Annotated in this window: 18 protein-coding genes; 12 read left to right on the forward strand and 6 right to left on the reverse strand. The window is 40.1% G+C overall.

Features of this window, described 5'->3' with window-relative positions; genetic code table 11:
- From IM676_RS11210 to IM676_RS11225, 4 genes are all read right to left on the reverse strand, one after another.
- Entirely contained in the window at positions 1 to 663 is a 663-nt protein-coding gene (locus tag IM676_RS11210) for a glycosyltransferase family 2 protein (protein WP_200986994.1), read from the reverse strand.
- Between the two features lie 65 nt (positions 664 to 728).
- Positions 729 to 1,835 carry a methyltransferase domain-containing protein gene (locus IM676_RS11215; RefSeq protein WP_200986995.1) on the reverse strand — a complete coding sequence of 369 codons (1,107 nt, stop codon included), beginning with the start codon at positions 1,833 to 1,835 and terminating at the stop codon, positions 729 to 731.
- 50 nt (positions 1,836 to 1,885) lie between these two features.
- A complete protein-coding gene (locus IM676_RS11220) occupies positions 1,886 to 3,163 on the reverse strand; it encodes a glycosyltransferase (protein ID WP_200986996.1) in 1,278 nt (425 codons plus the stop codon).
- Positions 3,164 to 3,292: 129 nt separating this feature from the next.
- Positions 3,293 to 3,538, reverse strand: a complete 246-nt coding sequence (locus IM676_RS11225) for a class I SAM-dependent methyltransferase (protein WP_200986997.1) — start codon at positions 3,536 to 3,538, stop codon at positions 3,293 to 3,295.
- A gap of 458 nt (positions 3,539 to 3,996) precedes the next feature.
- Between IM676_RS11225 and IM676_RS11230 the strand changes: the two genes are divergently transcribed.
- A complete protein-coding gene (locus tag IM676_RS11230) occupies positions 3,997 to 4,461 on the forward strand; it encodes an Hsp20/alpha crystallin family protein (RefSeq protein ID WP_200986998.1) in 465 nt (154 codons plus the stop codon).
- 81 nt (positions 4,462 to 4,542) lie between these two features.
- On the forward strand, positions 4,543 to 6,402 hold the full coding sequence (gene dnaK, locus IM676_RS11235; RefSeq protein WP_200986999.1) for a molecular chaperone DnaK: 1,860 nt from the start codon (positions 4,543 to 4,545) through the stop codon (positions 6,400 to 6,402).
- Positions 6,403 to 6,478: 76 nt separating this feature from the next.
- Here dnaK and IM676_RS11240 read toward each other — a convergent pair whose 3' ends face one another.
- Complete coding sequence (locus IM676_RS11240; RefSeq protein WP_200990297.1) at positions 6,479 to 6,679, reverse strand: hypothetical protein; 201 nt, start codon at positions 6,677 to 6,679, stop codon at positions 6,479 to 6,481.
- Positions 6,680 to 6,725: 46 nt separating this feature from the next.
- Entirely contained in the window at positions 6,726 to 7,343 is a 618-nt protein-coding gene (locus IM676_RS11245; RefSeq protein ID WP_200987000.1) for a type I restriction endonuclease, read from the reverse strand.
- A 417-nt stretch (positions 7,344 to 7,760) separates the two neighbouring features.
- Between IM676_RS11245 and IM676_RS11250 the strand changes: the two genes are divergently transcribed.
- The 10 genes from IM676_RS11250 to IM676_RS11295 all read left to right on the forward strand — a co-directional run bounded on the left by IM676_RS11250 (position 7,761) and on the right by IM676_RS11295 (position 18,479).
- Complete coding sequence (locus tag IM676_RS11250) at positions 7,761 to 7,952, forward strand: hypothetical protein (protein ID WP_200987001.1); 192 nt, start codon at positions 7,761 to 7,763, stop codon at positions 7,950 to 7,952.
- 51 nt (positions 7,953 to 8,003) lie between these two features.
- On the forward strand, positions 8,004 to 9,362 hold the full coding sequence (locus tag IM676_RS11255; RefSeq protein ID WP_200987002.1) for a UDP-N-acetylmuramoyl-tripeptide--D-alanyl-D-alanine ligase: 1,359 nt from the start codon (positions 8,004 to 8,006) through the stop codon (positions 9,360 to 9,362).
- A gap of 481 nt (positions 9,363 to 9,843) precedes the next feature.
- Positions 9,844 to 10,368, forward strand: a complete 525-nt coding sequence (locus IM676_RS11260; protein WP_404799842.1) for a hypothetical protein — start codon at positions 9,844 to 9,846, stop codon at positions 10,366 to 10,368.
- 11 nt (positions 10,369 to 10,379) lie between these two features.
- A complete protein-coding gene (locus IM676_RS11265) occupies positions 10,380 to 10,757 on the forward strand; it encodes a hypothetical protein (protein WP_200987004.1) in 378 nt (125 codons plus the stop codon).
- Positions 10,705 to 13,452 (forward strand): hypothetical protein, encoded by a 2,748-nt coding sequence (locus IM676_RS11270; protein ID WP_200987005.1) that lies wholly within the window; start codon positions 10,705 to 10,707, stop codon positions 13,450 to 13,452. Before IM676_RS11265 ends, IM676_RS11270 begins: the two co-directional genes overlap by 53 nt.
- A 29-nt stretch (positions 13,453 to 13,481) precedes the next feature.
- Positions 13,482 to 14,270, forward strand: a complete 789-nt coding sequence (locus tag IM676_RS11275) for a hypothetical protein (protein WP_318780246.1) — start codon at positions 13,482 to 13,484, stop codon at positions 14,268 to 14,270.
- A gap of 20 nt (positions 14,271 to 14,290) precedes the next feature.
- Complete coding sequence (locus IM676_RS11280; RefSeq protein WP_200987007.1) at positions 14,291 to 15,340, forward strand: hypothetical protein; 1,050 nt, start codon at positions 14,291 to 14,293, stop codon at positions 15,338 to 15,340.
- Between the two features lie 19 nt (positions 15,341 to 15,359).
- Complete coding sequence (locus tag IM676_RS11285) at positions 15,360 to 16,157, forward strand: hypothetical protein (RefSeq protein ID WP_200987008.1); 798 nt, start codon at positions 15,360 to 15,362, stop codon at positions 16,155 to 16,157.
- Between the two features lie 72 nt (positions 16,158 to 16,229).
- Positions 16,230 to 16,904, forward strand: a complete 675-nt coding sequence (locus tag IM676_RS11290; protein WP_200987009.1) for a hypothetical protein — start codon at positions 16,230 to 16,232, stop codon at positions 16,902 to 16,904.
- Between the two features lie 39 nt (positions 16,905 to 16,943).
- Positions 16,944 to 18,479 (forward strand): TrbI/VirB10 family protein, encoded by a 1,536-nt coding sequence (locus tag IM676_RS11295; protein ID WP_200987010.1) that lies wholly within the window; start codon positions 16,944 to 16,946, stop codon positions 18,477 to 18,479.
- Positions 18,480 to 18,529: the final 50 nt, after the last annotated feature.

An 18,529-nucleotide genomic window follows, 5' to 3' on the forward strand; every position in this document is an offset into this window, starting at 1 on the left:
TTAGCTAGATGGGGAAGTTTGCTCGAGAACGGTTTTAGTAATACTATCGCTGGCTCTGGTGTAAACATAAGTTTCTGGTTCGGTTATTTTTGCAGTGGAAAATATTTTCTTGACTCGTTCCCAAAAGTCTGTATCTTCTCCATAGGCAATATTATTAAATCCATTTAGTTCCAAAAAAACTTTTTTCTTGCCGAAAAATGTAGGACCTAAAACACACTCCCTCAAGTTAATTGTTTTACCTGGCTGAAAATAGTCAACTACAAAAATCTCGTCATCGTAGTCAAATCCTCCTTGGATTATGTCTATTTCTGGGTGGGTGAGCATATATTCTAGACGGGATTCTAGGTGATGGGATTTGTAAGTATCATCACTGTCTATAAATGTAATATAATTCCCTAGTGATGATTGAATACCTATATTTTTAGAGTAGCCTAATTTACGATTACGATGTTTTAGATAACGAATATTAGGTAATCTTTGCAGATATGAGTCAACGAGTTCAAAGGTCTGGTCTTGACTACCATCGTCTACGACCAAAAGTTCCCAATCTTTAAAGGTTTGATTAATCACACTATCAATACAATTTTTGAGGTAACTTTCCCTGTTGTAGGTGCAAAGTATAACTGATATTTCTGGTTGGATATCGAAATTAATACTGCTCATTGGTTTTGATCGTTAAAGGTATATTCGGAATTGATTGATGACAGATGTAGACAGATAATTTAGGTTTATTTTGTAGCCATTATACAAGTTGCCACGGCATAATCTGGATGATAGGCGTCTAATTCTTCTGTTGTCAGTTCTTCTACGGCAATTCCATGATAACTAGCAATGACAGTTGTGGGGTTACCGTAGATGTACAGTTGCTGTTGAGTATAGTTTCTAAAGATGTAAGCAAAAGCATCTGGTAAGGGTCGCCAGTAATCGGCGGGTGTAGCATGAACTCTAATGGCGCTTGGTACCATGGCGAAACATTTACCACCGGGTTTTAACCAAGTCAGCATGTTTTCTACTGCTATCCAGGGCGCATAACAATGTTCTAAGACATTAAAAATAATTATGGAGTCAAAGGATTCTGGTTCAATGATTGATGGGTCGTGAACATCCCCAACTATATCTACTCCCGGTCCAGGTTCTAAGTTGAGGATTTTGTATGATGTACCGGGGTTAATTTGATAAAAATCTTTATCTTTTGGAGTTCCTCCTATTTCTAGGACATTACCAATAATTTCATGTTTAACTTCCCCTATAAATTTATTCAGATAGTATCTGTCAATGGGTGTTCCTCTGGTTAATCCAAATGCTTGACAAATAGGAACAGTTTTTTTCAAATCTCCCCAATTTAGAGAATGGGTAGCAACTGACAATAAACCAATTTTTTCTAGATACATAACTAATTGGCAAAAACTGTCAATACTGTTAATTTGATCTAGGTCGTTTTTGAGGTTATTTTCTGCAAAAAATTGTGTCAATACTTGGTAATTATTTTGGCTTAATGGTGCAAGTTCATATTCATCTTCTTTTTCAATAAAGCTGCGGAAGCCTTTACCAAAAAGCGTGAGGCTTTTGTCTGATAAAAAGATGATAGCGTTATTGGTTAAATGTTGATATTTTTCTATTTCTCTAGTAACTTGCTCGTTAATTGCGGCTGATTTTACTTGTTGAAATATTTGATAAGCTGATTTAATGTCATGCTCATGAACAAATATTTCTAAAATGGTTAACCAAGATTGATCAGGGATAATTTCTGGTGAGCGTTGACTCCAAGCAAAGATAGCATTTACTTGGTAATTTTCAATTTTTAAGAAGGCGTTGGGTATATATTGTTTAGCCATATTGTGCAATTAGTTTGTTAGTTTTAGTAGATATTAATTTTGATAACCTGTCAATTTTTGGATTTTAAATTATTTGAGATTACCTCCTCAATAATATCCACAGCACGAGGAACACCTCCGGCTTTTTGAATAGCAGTTTTTAGTCTGAGTGCATTTTCTTGATAAGATGGTTGCGTTAGCACTTCTTGAATAGATTGGCGTAATCTATCAGTTGTCAAACGTGAAGGAGTAATAAATTGCCCTACACCACTCCAAGCAATACGGGAAGCAACTCCTGACTGATCATTAGCAGTAGGAATAGTCACCATAGGTACACCATAAAAAAGAGATTCTAACACCGTATTTGTCCCAGCGTGGCAAATAGTCAGACTGGCCTTTTGTAACAATTCTAATTGTGGTGCATATTTGACAAGGATGGGATTTCCCGGTAAGTTAGGCAATGCTTGAGTTTCTAATCCACCTCCCAGGGCAATAACTAATTGTGCATCTAAACCTACACAAGCTTCAGCAATTTTATAGAAAATATCAGTGAGACGATTTTGTAATGTCCCCATTGAAGCATAAATTAAGGGTTGATCATTCAATTTTTCATAGGGGAAATCAATTGGTTTTCTAACTGTAGGATCAAAGTGAGGTCCTGTAAAATGGAGGATTCCGTTTAAATTATGTCTTGGGTATTCAAACTCTGGTGGTTGTTGACTAATAATTGCCAATTTGGAAACAGAATAAAAGTCATTAATATTCTCACAAGGAGGCATATTAGACTTTTGGCGATATGCGGAAATCACCTTGTAAATAGGTTTAGCAAAACTACGAATTACCCCATAACCAACACGATTACGTAATCTTGACCACCAAGCAGGGTTATATTTCCAGGTTGTAAAAGCTGGGGGAATAGTATTATCAAACCCGTTGACTAAAGCAGAAGCAGCTGTAACAAAGGGAATATTTAGTAAGTCGGCAACAGTGCTTCCTCCGAATATACATTCATCAATTATCAGTGCTTCTATTCCTGCATCTTTAATAACTTGTGGGGCATCACGCAAAAATAAATGTGTTGTTTTTTCAGATAAATAAATTGTGTAACGCAATGCTGCCAACCCTGTTAACTTGCCTAGTTCTTCATAAAATTTTGCTGTTGTTCCTACGGGAAAATCAACTTGTGAAATAGGTCTAAATTCTAAGCCAGCAACTTTGGCATTTGCTTCTGCATCAGGCATACCCAATACTGTGACACGATGCCCTCGTCTTTGGAGTTCACGTCCTAAAGCAGTCATTGTGTTTAAATGTCCAGTAGCAGCTGGGCAGATAGTACCGAAGTGTGTCATACTTTTTCCATTTGTTTAATTATTGAAAACTATTCTTTCTACCTGTAGTATCTTCACAGACTGGCATGGGTATCATACCACGGTTCTATCACATTGAGTGCTTCTAAGAGCTTTTTACCTAGAGGAATATCATAAATAAACCCATTCACTATTGTTTAGATTAGTATAGAAAGTAATGTCGCCATCTTGTGCGGCTATGGCGACATTAAGAAGTTGCAGTTGACCATCATTTATATAGGATTGTAGTCGCTTTTTTGTAGTTTGATAAAGCTGAGGATCAGCTTCTATACCCACTACTCGAAATCCTTTTTTTAAATAGTATTCAGTGTCTTCACCCAAATGAACACCCACATCAATTATTAAATTTTTATCCATAGATAATGATTTTTTACGAGATTAAACAAAAATGCAATTTTGAGTTAATTATTGCATAATTTAGAAACCATTATGGCTGATGTTTTGCTATTTTTGATTTTTAGTATGCAGCCATGCCAATTTTTCTATATAAATTTATTTTCTGATTTCTAATATCCCTTCGTTAAGTTAACATCCTAGGTATTATAATGTATTAATGCATATTTGCATAATTAATTGCTCACCAACTTTTGTTACAAATTGTGTATTTATCAACAAAGTACGGTTATTGCGATCGCACCTCACCATAAAACCGAACCGAGTCCAGGGAGATTTCGTTTAAGGTGTGAATTAGGAAGCTTGAGATTAAGCTCAGTGAGAGAGCAAAGAGAATTGAGACAATCAGCAGTTATTCCGAGAGTGTAGAGCTTGAAATTAAGCCTCCTGAGAGTGGATGTTAATCTTTAGAGGTGATGGCCATGGCCATAACTCCTTGGGAACCATTGCGTCGCTGGGAAAATTTAGATCCTTTTCGAGAAATTGACACCTTACAACGCCAAATGAATCGCCTCTGGGATAGATTTATACCCAGTGGTGGTAAAGAATTTAAGTTAGGATTTATACCGGCTGCCGAGCTAGAAGAAACGGAGGATGCAATTCACCTGCGGTTAGAAGTTCCTGGTTTAGAAGCCAAAGATATAGATATACAAGTTAGTTGTGACTCAGTATCTATTAGTGGTGAGAGAAAGAGTGAGACCAGGGTGGAAAAACAAGGAGTAACTCGGTCTGAGTTTGCTTACGGTCAATTTCACCGAGTCATACCTTTACCGCAAACAGTAGAGAACGAGAAAGTAAAAGCTAAGTATGACCATGGGATTTTGCGCTTAACCTTACCCAAAGCTGAAGCACAGAAATACAAAGCTGTGAAAGTAAATCTTAGCTAGGGTTGGGGGACTAGGTAAGACTAATACCTAGTCCTCCTGAGTGACAAAAGTTGAAAATTGCCATCTGAGGAAGATGATAATATGGCGAAAGTAATTGGTATTGATTTAGGAACGACCAACTCCTGCGCGGCGGTGATCGAAGGGGGACGCCCGGTGGTGATTCCCAATGCGGAGGGTCAGCGGGTGACTCCTTCGGTAGTGGCTTATACTAAATCTGGTGAGCGGTTAGTGGGTCAAATTGCGAGACGACAAGCAGTGATCAACCCAGAAAATACCTTTTATTCTGTGAAACGCTTCATTGGGCGCAAATATGAGGAAATTACCCACGAGGCGACAGAAGTTAGTTACAAAACCTTGCGCGATCGCAATGGTAATGTTAAATTAGACTGTGTAGCAGCTGGTAAACAATTTGCACCAGAGGAAGTTTCCGCCCAAGTGCTGCGGAAGCTGGTAGATGACGCGAGTAAATATCTAGGGAAGAAAGTCACCCAAGCAGTAATTACAGTTCCGGCTTATTTTAATGACTCCCAACGCCAGGCGACAAAAGACGCGGGTAAAATTGCTGGGTTAGAAGTTTTGCGGATTATCAACGAACCCACAGCAGCAGCCCTTGCTTATGGGTTAGATAAAAAGGAAAATGAAACTATCTTAGTGTTTGACTTAGGTGGTGGGACCTTTGACGTGTCGATTTTGGAGGTTGGGGATGGTGTCTTTGAGGTTAAATCGACCAGTGGAGACACCCATTTAGGCGGTGACGACTTTGATAAAAAGATTGTTGACTGGTTAGCTGTTGAGTTCCAGCATAATCAAGGTGTTGATTTACGTCAAGATAAACAAGCCTTGCAAAGATTAACGGAAGCGGCGGAAAAAGCCAAAATTGAACTTTCCAGCGCCACCCAAACTAATATTAACTTACCTTTTATCACCGCTACCCCCGCAGGACCCCAACACCTGGATATGACTTTGACCAGGGCGGAATTTGAGGAGATGACGGCGGATCTGTTAGACCGGTGTCGTCACCCTGTGCAACAAGCTTTGCAAGATGCGAAACTGAGTAATAAGCAGATTGATGAGGTGGTATTAGTAGGTGGTTCCACTCGTATCCCTGCTGTACAAGAATTAGTGCGGCGAATCATTGGTCAAGACCCCTGTCAAGGTGTGAACCCTGATGAAGTTGTCGCCGTGGGTGCTGCTATTCAAGCGGGGGTGTTAGCGGGTGAGGTGAAAGATATTCTGCTGCTGGATGTTACCCCCTTGTCTCTGGGTGTGGAAACCCTCGGCGGTGTGATGACCAGGATTATTGACCGTAATACTACTATCCCGGTGAAAAAGTCAGAAATATTTTCTACTGCGGCGGATGGTCAAGCCAATGTAGAGGTTCATGTTCTCCAAGGTGAGAGGGAGTTAGCTAGGGATAACAAGAGTTTAGGAACTTTCCGCTTAGATGGTATTCCCGCAGCACCGAGGGGAGTGCCGCAAATTGACGTAACTTTTGATATTGATGCTAATGGTATTCTTTCGGTGACCGCTCAAGATAAGGCCACGGGTAAACAGCAGTCGATTTCTATTACTGGTGCTTCGACTCTCGATAAACGAGATGTAGACAACATGGTGCGGGATGCACAAGCTCACGCGGAGGAAGACCGCCAACGCCGTGAACAAATTGATACTAAGAATCTGGCGGATTCTTTGGTTTATCAAGCTGAAAAACAAATTAGAGACCTGGGTGATAAGGTCAGTAGTAGCGATCGCACTCGTGTTGAGGGTCTGATTACCGATTTACGGGAGGCGATGAATCAAGATAATTTTGACCGCATGAAGTCTCTGACTCAGGAGTTACAGCAAGCTCTGATGCAAATTGGTAGCGCTGTCTATGCTCAAGCTGGTGGGACGACTACGGGTGAAGATGTGATTGATGCGGATTTTGTCGAGAGTAAGTAAGTTGAAAACCCCCTCTAGGTGTTCTTGACACCTAGGTAGGGGTTAAATATTTGTATTTGACTGAACGGTTTAGTTTTTATCCCCCTGTTTCCATTCGATTAATGTCCCCAGCGAGTGGGGACTTAATTAAATGAATGAGTAATATTTTTAAAAATGATTGAATTTGTCTGATGTTAGCTTGTTTACTCATTCCTTCTAATTCATCTATAATTGCTAAAGCTTCTGTGTAATTTCCTTGTAAAATACTATTTCTGAGGTCTATTAATTCTTGGGTCATTTTTACTAGCCTCCTGTTTTATTTTCTATATTGATAAGAACATAATTCATACTATTACCGCTATTTTCCGCAACACTTGACAAGCAACTTCTAATTCACTTTGATTAGTAAAAGGTGCAAATACTCTAGATATTGCATATTTTTGATTTTCAACTTTTACAAAAACTATATCATCACCATTAGTTAACATCGCAAAAGCAGGATAATTTTGATCAGGATTAGCCATTAAATAAGCTAGAGTTTGGGGTAATGCTGACCAAACTGATAACATTGTTTTTTTAGATTCTACTACAATTATCCATAATCTTTCTTTTAATACTAAAATATCAATTCTTCCCTGTAAGGTTTCTTCACTATCAGCTATTATAATTTGTACTGATTCTTCTGCTTTAATTCTAAAAGGTGGATCATATAAACCAGCGATGGTTAATAGTGGAGAAACGAGTAATAAAATTACGGTACTTTCTAATAAATGTCCACCGGAACGATGATAAATATAACGTTGCCATAATGTTTCTAGGTTTTTAATATCATCGTTATTTAATTCTGGTAATTGATCATACCATTCGGTAAAAAAATCTGGGGATTGATTTCGAGTTAAATTAAATCTTTTTTCAGCTTCTGTGATGGTGGTAATTGTTTCTGTAACTGCGAATGTTTGCATGGTGGATTGTTTTTATTTGGATTTATTTAACTATCATAAATAATACTGTTGCTGTTTTCCCGTTGAATAAAGTGAAACCCAAATTAAACTTAACCCAACTACAAATCAAGATATCCAGATTAATCTACGGTACGCTTTCCTCTGGACGTTTCCATTCGATTAATGTCCCCAGCGAGTGGGGACAAGGCTTTTAGGAGACTTATCGTTATGCAACTTTCTGGTTTCCATTCGATTGATGTCCCCAGCGAGTGGGGACTTGTCTATTACTAGAGTCCTTCTTAGGTACTTTCCTAGTTTCCATTCGATTGATGTCCCCAGCGAGTGGGGACCCCTCAATTTTAAACCCTTACCTGGCAATAAGTCTAGAGGCAGTTTCCGATAGCGATAGCGTGGCGTTAGCCAGGTTCAGAAAAAGCGATGGCTGAAATGGACTTTACCCCAGGATGTGAAAGGCTGGAACCCTTACCCAGCAAGCGACCGAGGTTAAAAACAGAAGAATCATTATTCCAGCCATTTTATTTGAACTTCCGTCGTAGGCGTTACGTGATTGAGCCATCTGGGGACGGGTGGGGTAAATTCATATCCCGGAGTTGTCACAACTTCCTATAATTTGATGTGGCGACACCTTAAAAAAAATCACAAAAAAGCTGTTAGATAATTATGCCTTGCTCTACCACCATCTCCCAACTGTTAACAGTTCTGGGCGCTGAACCTGTGAATTTATCTGCAACTGCTCTCGGACAAATGAGCCGCGGTATTCAAACAGATACCCGGATGATTAAACCCGGTGAGGTGTTTCTAGCTTTGCGGGGGGAAAAATTTGACGGTCATGATTTTGTGGCCGCGGCCATAGGTCAGGGTGCTTTAGGGGCCATTGTGGATGGTGATGATGAGTATCCAGGTTTACCTGTGTTGCGGGTGGGGAATACTTTAAAAGCATATCAGCAACTGGGGAGATGGTGGCGCGATCGCTTTAATATCCCTGTGATGGGGGTAACTGGTTCCGTAGGTAAAACCACCACCAAGGAACTCATCGCCGCAGTGTTGGGGACTCAGGGAACAGTGCATAAAACCCATGGCAATTTTAACAACGAAATCGGTGTACCCAAAACTTTATTAGAACTGGGTGCAGAACATGACTATGCTGTGATTGAAATGGCGATGCGGGGGAGGGGACAAATTGCGGAATTAACGGAAATAGCTCGACCTACCATTGGGGTAATTACTAATGTGGGTACTGCACATATTGAGTTACTCGGTTCTGAGCAAGCTATAGCGGAGGCTAAATGTGAGTTATTAGGGAAAATGCCTCAAGATGGGGTTGCTATTCTTAATTATGATAATGCTCTATTAATGACTACCGCTGCACAAGTTTGGTCGGGGGAAGTTTTAACTTATGGCTTGAGCGGTGGTGATATCCAAGGGGTGGTGTTAGATCAACAAACTATTAGAGTTGGGGAAATGCAGTTACCTTTACCTTTAGCTGGTGTTCACAATGCTAGTAACTTCTTAGCAGCGTTGGCGGTGGCGAAGGTTTTAGGGGTTGATTGGTCAGGTTTGCAAGGGGGGGTGATGGTGAATATGCCTACCGGGCGATCGCAGAGGTTGAGCTTACCTGATGATATATTAATCTTAGATGAAACCTATAATGCTGCACCAGAAGCTATGATTGCAGCTTTGCAATTGTTAGCGGATACACCGGGAAAACGCAGGATCGCTGTATTAGGGGCGATGAAAGAATTAGGGGAAAAATCCCGACAATTGCACCACAGAGTCGGTGAAACCGTCCAAAAGTTGGAATTAGACGGGTTGTTAGTTTTAGGAGATGGAGAAGATACCCAAGCAATGATCGCTGGTGCAAAGGGTATTCCCACAGAGTGTTTTACCCGTCATGGGGACTTAGTAACTAGATTAATCACATTTGTGCAACCAGGCGATCGCTTGTTATTTAAAGCCGCCCATTCCGTGGGACTAGACCGGGTTGTTAATCAGTTCCGTGGCGAATTTCTGGGTAAATAAATAAAGTCCGCAGGGTGCGGACTGAGAAAATTGGATAAGGTTAGGTTTTTAACAAGATGGACTACAACTTGTTAGAGGTTCTTTTATTCTTGATGACTCATCGAGAAAAATCAAGTATCCCAGACAGAATGTTTAGACATAAATGCAGTAATTTTGTCAATCAGATCCAACGGTGGGCAGTAGTGTGGTATAAGTGGAGTCATCTACTTAACTGAACATTAAAAACCAGTTAACTTATCCTTAATAAGATGTGAACTTATGAGAGTATATGATGTTGTGACCACATAAATTCAATTTACATCGTCAAGCTAAAGCGTGCCAATTTTTTTAATTTTTCAATGTAAATATTAGCTCTTATTAACAGGATAAATCTGACTAACGTTAACAGGGAAACTACAAAATGTCTGAAAAATACAGGGTGAAAAAACTTAGCAGAGGTTTAATAACCAAGGGGCAGAAAACATCTGAAAAACTAGCAGGTATGTGGTCATCATGGTATGTGATGGTGGTGGAATCAGTACCATTTTTGATAGCTGTGGCTGTATTTTTAAGCGTTGTCAGTTTAAAAAGTCCTGTGCTGCTGTTTTGTTTGCTCCTGGGAAGTTTACTAGCAATAGTCATCCAGCGAATTGGACAAGGAGTAAATTTAGCAAAGCCCTGGGTTGTGTTCTGTCAAATCCTAGCAGTATCCCTGGTTCTGAGTTTATTTTGGCTAGATTACTTTGCATTTCCTGCACAGGCGCAATTTTTTGGTAAAGCAGAGAGTTTTTTCCGCAATACTTTAACACAAGGTACGGAAACCAATAGTAATACCCAAACAGCAGTCAGCCTAATCTTTAACGTTTTACGAGCAATTTATTTACTGTATATTGCAGTTTCTTTAGTTGGTGTGATTAACGCCGTTAGGAAAGATGAAGATTGGCAAAGTATAGCCAGAGTTCCCTTATTAGTAGTAGTTGCGGTGACCGTTGCTGATGTGCTGACAGGGTTTGTAGTTGGTGATTGAGTAACTAAAGTATGTCTGAAGAAACAGATAGAGAATTTCGCCCTGTGAATCAAGTCCTGGGAGTCCAACCATCATTAGGCCCAATTCCTGCAGATCAAATCTTTCCCTGGTTGGTGATTATTCTCGCTGCTTACTTGATTGTGAATGGAGTTTTCGGGGGAATATTTGTAGATGATTTTCAAAGATGGTTATGGACAGCATTAATTGCGGGTTGGGGAATAGCAACCTGGTGGATATTAAGTGGTGGTAGGAGTTGGCGATTTTTAAGCAAATTCATAGGAGTTCCCACTTGGACAAGGGGCTTTGCTCGTTATTACAGCTTGTTAGAAGTTAACCATGAAGCAGAAAATCGGCAAACAAAGCATAAAGGTCGGCGGTCAAGAAAGTAGATTAACACCATTTGAAGATGCTCTACATTTAGCCACCATGTTACGCATTTCCCTGGATGGTCGTGATCTAGGGGCTTATATTTTAAATAAAGACACTCAGAAAGATAAATTTTGCTTTGTTTTTGGGTTTGAATGTCGGGGAATTCATACTACGTTAAGAACCGAGCAAATAGAGACGATTTTTAATAATATAGAGTCTGGGTTAAAAGATATTCCTGAAGGGGAAAAGATGACCTTACACATGGGGTCATTTAGTTCAGATAAACAAAGACAAATAGAACTATCTCACTTAGTCAAGCAGACACCATCGCGGGATATTAAGTATTTATTGACATCGGAAAGAGCCAGAATTCAAGAACTAACTAATGCGGGGATTCGTAAGCCGAAATTTTTACGGATATATGTAACTTATACCATTGAACCGAATACGAAATATACAGATGATTGGATAGAGAAACTATTAGGTAAAGCTGAACTATGGTGGTTAAACTTTAAAGGGGAACTAGCCCAAGTGCAAAACGAGCGCCTGGAAACTCTGATTATCCAGTCCTACCAACAGGGTTTCTGTCGCTGGGAGCAGTTATTATCTAACAAAATGGGTTTAGATGTTAAACCTTTAAATGCTGATCAACTATGGGGAGAAGTCTGGAAAAGATTTAATGAAACACCACCTATACCGATTCCTCAGTTAGTTCATTTAGATGAAAACGGACTGTATGAGCAGGTTAATTCAGAGTTAAGTAGTAGTCAATTACTTATAGAAAATATCCACAGTACAACTTTGCTGATGGAGTCTGGTGTACCCTGTGCTGACCGTCGTTGGGTAAATGTGAAAAATCGCTATATTGGAGCGTTGACATTTCTGGAAAAACCGGGAGGGTGGGCGAATAAATTCGCTCAGTTGCGTTATTTGTGGGAATTATTAGCCAGAGAAACTGTCACAGATACAGAGATTTTCTGCGAGTTAACCGCCGCCAACCCGGCTTTAGTGAAGACTACATTACAACGAGTGCTCAAGCAGTCGAATATGACAGCACTTATGGCCCAGGAAAAGAGTAAAACTATTGATGTCAGCGCTCAATTAAAGTTAAAGAAATCCGTAGCAGCCCAGGAACAATTATATGAGGGGGCTATACCAATATACACGAGTATAGCTATTTTTGTACATCGTCCCACCATAGACAAATTAGATGAAGCCACAAGATATATAGAAAACTGCTTTCAAAGACCCGCCCAGGTAATTAGGGAGGTAGAATATGCTTGGAAAATATGGCTACAATCTTTACCGATAGTTTGGGAGGGTTTGTTAGTTAAACCGTTTAACCGCCGTCAATTATATTTAACCAGTGAAGTACCGGGATTGATGCCCTTAGTATTAACCAAAGCTGGAGATAGTCGAGGGTTTGAGTTAATTGCAGAAGAGGGGGGAACACCCATCCATCTGGATTTGTTTAACCAACATAAAAATTTAGCTCTGTTTGCGACTACCCGCGCTGGTAAATCGGTTTTGGTATCGGGAATTTTAACCCAAGCCTTAGCTTATGATATTCCGGTGGTAGCTCTGGACTTTCCTAAACCAGATGGAACCTCTACCTTTACCGACTATACAAGGTTTATGGAGGGGAATGGGGCTTATTTTGATATTTCCAAAGAATCTAATAACTTATTTGAACAGCCTGATTTGCGATCGCTCAGTCCAGAAGCCCAGCGCGATCGCCTTTTAGATTATACTGCTTTTTTAGAGTCAGCATTAATGACCATGGTTTTAGGCTCATCTACCGAAAACCAACTGTTATCCCAAACCGTGCGTTCCCTGCTCAACCTAGCATTAAGAGCATTTTTTGCCGACCCAGGGATTACCCAAAGATATAAACAAGCCATAGCGGGGGGGTTTGGGAGTCAAGAGTGGGAAAAAACCCCCACCTTAAGAGACTTTCTTTATTTCTGTTCACCAGAGCATCTACAATTAAATGCTCTGAGTGGAAGAGTAGATGACGCTCTGAGTCAAATTCAACTGCGGTTAAAATTTTGGCTTTCCAGTCGAGTCGGACAAGCTATTTCTGCACCTTCGAGCTTTCCCACCGACGCACAACTGTTAGTATTTGCTCTGCGGAACCTCTCCGACAATGAAGACGCTGCTGTATTATCCTTAAGTGCTTATTCTGCAGCTTTGCGCAGGGCGTTAAGTAGTCCAGCTTCCATCTTTTTTATTGACGAAGCCCCGATTTTATTTGAATTTGACCAAATATCTGATTTAGTGGGGAGAATTTGCGCCAACGGTGCAAAAGCGGGAATCAGAGTTATTTTATCAGCCCAAGACCCTGATACCATTGCCAAATCTAAAGCCGCATCAAAAATTTTACAGAACCTATCAACCAGATTAATCGGGAGAATTCAGCCAGTAGCAGTCGATAGTTTTGTCAACATCTTAAAATATCCCCGCAATATTATTTCTCGTAATGCGACCGAAAGCTTTTTCCCTCGTAAAGAAGGAATTTACAGCCAATGGTTATTAGATGACAACGGGATTTATACCTTTTGTCGTTACTATCCAGGTTATGAACAATTAGCAGTAGTTGCTAACAACCCCCAGGAACAAACCGCACGCCAAAAAGTAATGGGACAACATGACAATAAATATGAAGCAATTTCTGTATTTGCTCGACAATTAATAGCTGCTCTCCGTGGGGGTTAATCGACACGCTTCAGCTTGACGATGTAATCATGTCCAATTTATTCAGGTTGAAAAATATGCACAAAACTACTGTTCTCACCTTGGGCTTTTCCTGCTTATTACTCCTCCCAGCAACAGCACAATTAGGACAAGTTTGGACTGAGTTTCAATTCTATTCGGTAGATATGCAAAATTACCTGAGAAATCATCTGACAGATACCTTAAAACCTTTAGAAAATCGCGGTCAAAATGCTCTCAATAATGCCACCGGTTCAGCGAATATACCTAACCCCATTCAGGCTGGTAATAGCTTTTACCAAGATATGATATTTAATCCCACAACCGATAGATTTGAAAATAATCCAGTCCTGCGTAGTCATGCTGTGACCCAGGAAATGAATCGCCTCATTACTAGGGGTGCGGTAGAAAGTTATATGGGGAAAGATGGACAAACACGAATCAAATCTAAGTTACAAAATACTGAAACCACCTTAAATAATATTTCCGAACTCTCCCAAAGTTCCAATAACATTTTTCAAAGACTCGCTGATACTCTCAGCGGATCTGACGGTGCTTTTCTCCCGCTGATGACCATACAAAAAGACCAAGCAGGGTTACAGTTACAAGCTATTAAAATCCAACAAGAACAAGCAAAAATCAGCGGCGAAACCCTAGCGCAAAGTATCCTCACCCATCAATCTTTACAATACTCCAATTTAAATTTAGTCAACATTTCCCAGCAGATGGAAGACATGAATCGTACTCACAGGGTAGATACAGCTACAGAAGCAGCTAGATTTATCCGTAATACTTCTCAAACAGATTTGTTTGGTAGATAATTACTATATGGTTAATGAAAATGCAGGTTTATATTGCGCAAATCTTCCCAGAAATTGGCATTAATGAAACTTTTGATAGTGGTGCTGTAAGTGCGAGAAGCATGGCTGAAAGTTGGGATAACCAATGGCTAGATTTATTACAAAATAATACAACTAATAACTTATATGGAGCCTTGACCAACCTGGGAATATTTTTTGCTGTGGGAACCCTACTGTTTTTTATGATGCAATGGCTCAAAGATGTGATCAACAGTGAATATTCCCGTCCTATAAGTGGTTTAATTTGGCCTTTTATAGTGGTGCTGTTTTTGAGTAATACCGGAAATGGTAGCCTACTTTCTAGTTTAACCCTGGGAGTAAGAAACTTGATTAACACAGTCAATCAACAAGTAGTTAGTACAGCAGATGCTGAACAAAGTTATCAGCAAGTATTAAATATGAGTTTAGCTGAAGAAGTAGCGGGTTCTTTACTTCGTCCTTGTCAATCGCTCAATGGGGAACAACAAACCCAATGCTTCGCCAGAGCAAGCGACCAAATTGATAACCTGTGGAGGGAATATAGAAACTTATACGGGAATAGAATCTGGATTCAAAGGCTAGAAAATCAAGTCAGTTCCTTGAAATTTAATACAGGAAATATCTCGGATATTACCTTTAACTCCTTATTAGGGAATACGGCTCAAACCAGAATTAAAAACTTCTTAATTTCTTTGCAATATGCGTTTCAAAACCTCATAGAAGCTACCATGTTACTTATAGCAGCTTTAGGACCATTAGCCCTGGGTACATCTTTGCTACCTGTAGGGGGGAAACCAATTTACGCATGGTTGACAGGTTTCTTTGCAGCAGGAATTGCCAAAATTTCATTTAATCTCATCGCTGCTGTGACTGCAACAGTAATTATCAACGGACCAGCAGAAAATCCCAATGCTAACCCTGATTTAATGTGGTTTATCATCTTTCTGGGAATTTTAGCCCCGGTATTATCCTTAGCGATCGCAGGTGCGGGAGGATTTGCGATTTTTAGCGCCATCAATAATAGTACAGTTGCAATCAAAAATAGAACCTAAAAATCCCATCGGTATGCAAATGACTAAACTACTCCGAAAAAGAAAATCTCATATAAATTTTCTGACAATTTTTGCGATCGCCACCTTCAGCTTACATCTAGCAGTATTATTTCTGTTCATTTTACAAGGGTTAAACATTCGCCAACTTAGTCTGAGAAAACCCCCCAACTTTGTGGAAATGGTTGATGGTCAACCCATAGGCGCTGTGGATGATTTAGCTAGAGACCCCGAATCGATTCGCCAATTCATCAGTAAAACCATGACATTGATGTTTAATTGGTCAGGAACCCTCCCCCCACAAACCATTGCAGAAGCTGCAAAACCCCAACCAGACCCAGGAATACCCATCAGAACCCCCCAAGGAGGTAACCAAAGAGTCACTACCAGCAGTTGGGTAGGGAGTTTTGCGATCTCAGAAGATTTTCGTCCAGGTTTTTTAAGTGCGATCGCCCAAATGACCCCACCAGAAGTATTCTCAAACAATCCCAATCAAATTATATCAGCACAATTAGTCATCCAAAGGATTTACCCCCCAGAAACAATAGCTCCGGGGAAGTGGCGAGTAGGGATGATAGCTGACCTAATTCAGACTAGAAAAGATGATGGGAGAAAAGCAGTCACACCCTTTAATAAAGATTTTTTAGTGCGTGCGATCGATTATTTTCCTTACCCCCTAACAGATAGTAGTACGGACATCCAAAAAGCAATTTATAGCCATCGTGCTGACAAACTAGAGATTTACGAAATTCATGATTTTTGTTTAGTGGATAACTCCATTATTGTCAGGGAGGATAAATCAACCCGTTGTAGAAATTAAACCAACAACAGACCATCTGAACCCATATCTATTTTAAGTAAATTATTCTCAAAATTATCAAGGCAAGTATTTATGCAATTAGTCAAGCCAGAGAAGAGAAAAAGTAGTATATTACCACTATTAGCTGTGGGAACATTTGGGCTAAATTTATTTAGCTTGCTCTTGATTTTGTTTCATAGTTCCATGATTCAAGATTTACAACAGCAATTGACACCCCAAAGTTTAGCCCAACTTGCTGATGGTCGAGCCATTACCTTAGACCCTCAAGAAAGTGATCAAAGACATCCAGAAACAATTCGCCGATTTGTCGGTGAAACCATGAGCTTAATGCTTACCTGGTCAGAAAAACAGCCGCCAATCACAGCTTGGGAAATTAGTTCCCAACTCTTAGCTCATAATTTGAGAACCAAGTTTCAGGAGGAAATTACTAAATTAATTCCCACGGGAAAATTTATTAATAACAAATCTGAATATATATTAGTAGTACAAAGAATATCTCAACCCACAAACATAGGTAATGGTAAATGGAAAGTTGAAATGTTAGCCAATCAATTAAACTTCAGTGGTTCCAATAATCTAGGAACCTCAACTGAGTTCAATAAACAAATTTTAGTTAGAGCCATAGATCAACCTGTAACTTCATTCCCACCACAACCGTCATCTTGGGATTTAGCAGGATACCGCTTAGGAGAAGCGAGGCTAGAAATTTACCAGATATGCGACATTACAGATAAAAATTGTTCTTGAAATTCAAATGTTCTTGAAATTAAAACTGAGTAAAACACCATGAATTCTTATTCAATTCATCCAGAAATTTCTCCACAATATACAGTGGAACCAACCCATGAGAACCATGAACCAGAAATAGACTTGTTAGATTGGGAGTCTAGAATAGCTCAATTAGTGGGCTTTGAACAAGAGTCACCACAACAAGATACAACTAGCTTTGAGCTAGACTATTCCCAACCCGAAGAACTAGAAACCGAGCAGTCACTCTCATCTAATCCCTTTGCTAAGTTAGCCTTAGTAGGCGGTGCTACCTTAGCTGTAGTGGTAATTGCTGGGGTGTTTTTATCCCAAATTATGACTAGCACGAATCAAAGACCAAGAAGTAATTTAGTTTCCCCAACAGTTCCATCACCGGCGATTAGTGAAGCTCCTGAAGTAAATTTAGCACAAGAAGTTGAGATACTCAAAACAAAGTTAGCCCTTGCAGAACAAGTACAGACAGTCAGAGCAGCTCAGGAAAATCTCAGAAATAGACCAGCAGCGCGGGTGGAAACTCCACCAGTGAGAGAAAGCACACCGACAACACTGGCGACATCTCCACCTCCAATAGTCAGAGTTGAGCGGATTATTCAACAACCCGCGTCACCTTCACTTCCTATGATTCAACAACCCGCGCCACTTTCAGTTCCTATTCCAGAAATTGCTCTAGAACCTACACCCCCACCGATTGTTATCCCAGCAGTATCGCCACCAGACCCCCTGAAGGAATGGACAAGGTTAGCCAAGTTAGGTAGTTATGGTCAGGTAAATACTACTGGTCAATCAAGAGTAAATACAGCTTTATCTGTCCCAGAAATTAAGACTCATGCAACCAACTTGCAACCGGAACCAACACCACCACAACCAGAGATTTTAGTCAGTCAACGACAATCACAAAACCCGAAATCTGTCAAGGTAGGAACTAGTGCTAAAGCCGTATTAGCAACAGCAATCTTTGGGGAAACTACTAGAGCTAGGAATAATGACAGTCAAGAAGATGGGCATCTATTTGTGGTGCAGCTGAAAGAACCACTAAAATCTATAGATGGTGCGATCGCCGTACCTGCTAATACAGAATTATTGGGTGAAGTTCGTTCTATTTCCGAACAAGGTCTACTACAGTTAAATTTAGTCAAAATCATCTCCGAAGAGAATGGTGAGTTGATAGAAAGAACCTTACCTAAAAATGCCATTGTACTTCGCGCTCCCCAAGGAAAACCCCTCATAGCAAATCAATATCCCAACCAAGCAGCATCAATAGCAGGGATGGACACAGGACTATTCATTTTAGGAGGTATTGGTAAAGCTGCAGAATTATTTAATCGTGCTGAGACCGAAGTTTCCATAGAAGGTGGTAGTACCGTCGTCACCAACACCAATAACAGACGCAACATACCTGCTGGCATATTAGAAGGTGGATTAAGGTCAATAGTACCCCAAATATCTCAACGCAATCAACAAGCCATTTCTCAAATGATGCAAAGAAGTAATATTTGGTTTATACCAGCAGGCCAAGAAGTAGAAATATACGTCAATAGAACCGTAAAACTATAATTCTTAACCCCTGGTTATAGCAATATTCTGGGTTGGGCATCCTACCGGCC

Origin of the sequence: Anabaenopsis elenkinii CCIBt3563, assembly GCF_015245355.1 — a bacterium.
In the GTDB taxonomy this organism is placed as follows: domain Bacteria; phylum Cyanobacteriota; class Cyanobacteriia; order Cyanobacteriales; family Nostocaceae; genus Anabaenopsis; species Anabaenopsis elenkinii.